Source organism: Mesorhizobium sp. M4A.F.Ca.ET.050.02.1.1 (genome assembly GCF_003997725.1).
Classification (GTDB): Bacteria; Pseudomonadota; Alphaproteobacteria; order Rhizobiales; family Rhizobiaceae; genus Mesorhizobium.
In genome coordinates this window covers 1-2906 of sequence record NZ_RZSG01000757.1, presented here as the reverse complement: position 1 = coordinate 2906, position 2906 = coordinate 1, and the positions used below count along the sequence as shown (strand labels likewise).

The 2906-nt window shown below is 59.8% G+C and carries 3 protein-coding genes; 1 reads left to right on the top strand and 2 read right to left on the bottom strand.

All coding sequences use genetic code 11. The features are described 5' to 3' along the window. On the top strand, nucleotides 1-1129 hold a 1129-nt coding region (locus tag EOA33_RS30660), incomplete at its 5' end, for a DNA phosphorothioation-associated putative methyltransferase (RefSeq protein WP_127407353.1). A gap of 139 nt (nucleotides 1130-1268) precedes the next feature. On the opposite strand, the gene EOA33_RS30655 is transcribed toward EOA33_RS30660, so the two are convergent. Then, nucleotides 1269-1955: a DarT ssDNA thymidine ADP-ribosyltransferase family protein gene (locus tag EOA33_RS30655; RefSeq protein ID WP_127407352.1), complete on the bottom strand. Its 687-nt coding sequence runs from the start codon at nucleotides 1953-1955 to the stop codon at nucleotides 1269-1271. A gap of 146 nt (nucleotides 1956-2101) precedes the next feature. Further along, a complete protein-coding gene (locus EOA33_RS30650; RefSeq protein ID WP_127407351.1) occupies nucleotides 2102-2671 on the bottom strand; it encodes a hypothetical protein in 570 nt (189 codons plus the stop codon). Nucleotides 2672-2906 lie beyond the last annotated feature (235 nt).

The following is a 2906-nucleotide window of genomic DNA, read 5'->3' as shown; positions in this document are numbered from 1 at the left end:
GTATAGCGTCGAGCGCCACACCCCGGTCGCGGACGGCTACCTTTCCCGCAGGCAGACTTTCCAGAAGTACTTCTCACAGGACGAGCTGACGGAGATGGTCCAGCGCGTTACGGGACAGCGTGCGGTCGCGCTGGCTCCGGGCATCGTGGCCGCGTTCAGGGACAAGGACCTCGAGCAGCAGGTGAGCTTCCGGAGGAGGTCGAGGGCGACGATATACGCCAACCTCGCCATTCCCGCGCGCGATCCCTCGCGCTTCCTCCTCCGGCCGAAGTCCAGGCCTGTCGCCGAAAGGGCAGGGGAGGAACTGGAGGCGATTTGGAGGACCGCCTTGGACCTGGGAAGGCTCCCGCTGGAAGCCGAAGTCGGGCCGGCCGTGCGTACCGCGCTGGAAGAAAAGGGCATCACCGTCGGCCGCGCACTGGCGGCCTGCGCACGGGAAATAGCGGATCCCGCGCAGCTTAAGGTCGCCGCCGATTCCCGTCGCGAGGACCTTGTCGTGCACTTCGCCGTGACGCTGTTTCCAGGAGCCTCGAGATACGGTTCGCTGCCTGCCTCTATTCAACGCGACGTGCGCACGTTCTTCGGGTCGCTCGCTAGCGTTGTCGAGGCGGCCAAGGCGGAACTGCACTCCCTACGAGACAGGGCGGCACTGGAGGAAGCCTACGGAGAAGCGGCGAGGTCCGGATATGCTTCATACGAAAACGGTACACTCCGATTCATGGCGGAAAACCTCGAGCAACTGCCGGTCAAGGCTAGGATCGTCGCGGGCTGCGCGGAGATAGTGCACCAAGGGTTCGCGCTCTTGGACTTTATCGAGATAGGACCCGAGCAGGGCGTAGTGCGGGGACTTGAATGCGACATGGTGGAAAGTGCCCTGCCAAGAGTGCGGGCGTCGGTAGAAGTTGATCTTGCTCGATCAAGGTCACGAACCAAGACTTTCGAGGGCAAGGTGCTCTACCTGAAGTCCCGGTACCTGCAGCGAGGCCATCCCGGTCTGGGAAAGCAGACGGCTGCCGACAGGAAACTTCTGGAACTTGGAATAGTGGACGCCAAAGGCAACGGCCCTCCGGCCGACAGGATTGCCGCCATGCTGGCTTCAGCGACCCGGGCGGGAGCCATCACCCACTAGGTCACCAACAGCGCCGAGCGTCGAGGCTCGGGCCGGAAAAGCGTTACGCGAGATGCACGCGGCCGCTCAAAGTCCCAGCTCCCAACCAAAATTTGAGTTAGCCAGTTCCATATATTAGCTCTGATTACGGCATCTACCTTCATCGGCGAGGGGTCTGCGAACTCGCGTCAAGGCTCCACTCCCAGTTCGCACTAGGTATCAGCCATTCACGGTAGCCGTTCTGGAATATCGGCCAAGAAGAGCATCTGACGACGTTCCGCTCCGCTCCGGGCAGCCGGTTCAGCTCTGCTTGCAGGGCTTCGGCGAAATCCGGCCGATCGATCCAAAGTTCCAGAATCATTTCAGGCAGGATCGGCTCGAAAACCTGTACCTCAGCGTCGGGGTATGTCGGCAGGCAGTCGGGAATCCCCGGTGGACGGCCATCGCCCGCAAACATCCGGCTGAAGCCCCAGGGACCACCCAAGTAGCCTGTGTGCTTCATGCTCTCTCTCTTCCCTGCGCTCCGGTGGAGGAATCGGCACCTGTGCGTCCAAAGTATGCCGGGGTCGAGCAGGAGGACTGCCCAATTGGGATTCCCAGCGGCCCGTTGCTTGGCCCTGAACATCTTGGGGTAAACGGCGGAGATCGACAACGAGATGGCCTGGTCTTTAAGGTCGCGCCGATGGCGGCTGCTCCCGTAGGCATCGAGGCCGCGTTCGTTCAAATCCGCCCGAGATAGAAGGCCGTGGGTTACGATCCCAGGCAAGTTCTGTATTTGCGTGAAGTGTAAGAGATACTGGATGCCGCGCTGCGTGGCTTCGCACTGGATTTTGGTGCTGTTGTGCATTTGCGTACGGTATCCGCCGACTTGGTTTCGCGGTGGGGAACTTCAACCAGAAGTCCACATCTTGGTTAGGGGGCCGGGCTCAAGGTCCCGTCAATTTTCTGAGTGCTCGGAAAGCGCTTCAGTGGCCAAGGGCGCTCAATCACCGCCTATTCTTCTGCGGGGTCGGTCGTTTGTAGGCTCACGCTCTGAACCCAGCGCGCACGGTCCCTTTTGCGCTCGTGTATCGCCAGGAATAACGATCGTCCGTTGCCGAACAGGGCGAGTGCGTCGCTCGTAAAGCGTGGGGAAACTCGAAGCCACGCCGTCCAGCGTGGTTCGCCGCGGATCTTGTCGATGAGCCCCATGCCTGAGGGTGGATTGTAAATCGGGATTTGCCTACCTCGATATGAACGATACTTGGGCGAACCGTACTCATCGCGCTCCTGCACATCTTTGAGCGTCGCACGGACGTCGCCTGAGCCCAAGTTGTCGCCATAGATTGTCACCTCATAACGGTCGCCCGCCCGTTCCTCAGGGTAGGTGGATATTCCGGCGACGATCAGTCGCGTAGTGAACCGATAGAGTGGGTCGTCATCATCTGAGTTCCAAGCGGATTGCGGCGAGTAGACGTTGTAATTGACGGCCGCCTCGACACTCGCCTCGTAGTGCTCCACTCTGATGCCGAGATGCGTGTGTTCCTCTACGGTCTGTTTCCGGCGCTTCATCTTGCGGGGCATCGGATCATCCGCCTAATAGCTGATCGCTTTCGTTCATTGGCGTAATGGTGACTTGAGGCAAGAATTCAACCGAACGAGCCATCCATCTACCTATCGCCTACCTATCGCGCGCGCGAAGCTCGACTGCCATGCAGGTTGATTCTGGTCACGGTGACGCTTGTTTTTCGGGTCTCTTATCGGGACCAAAAGTAGGCATATCAGCTAATTGATTGAAATTGTTGGTACGCCCAAGGGG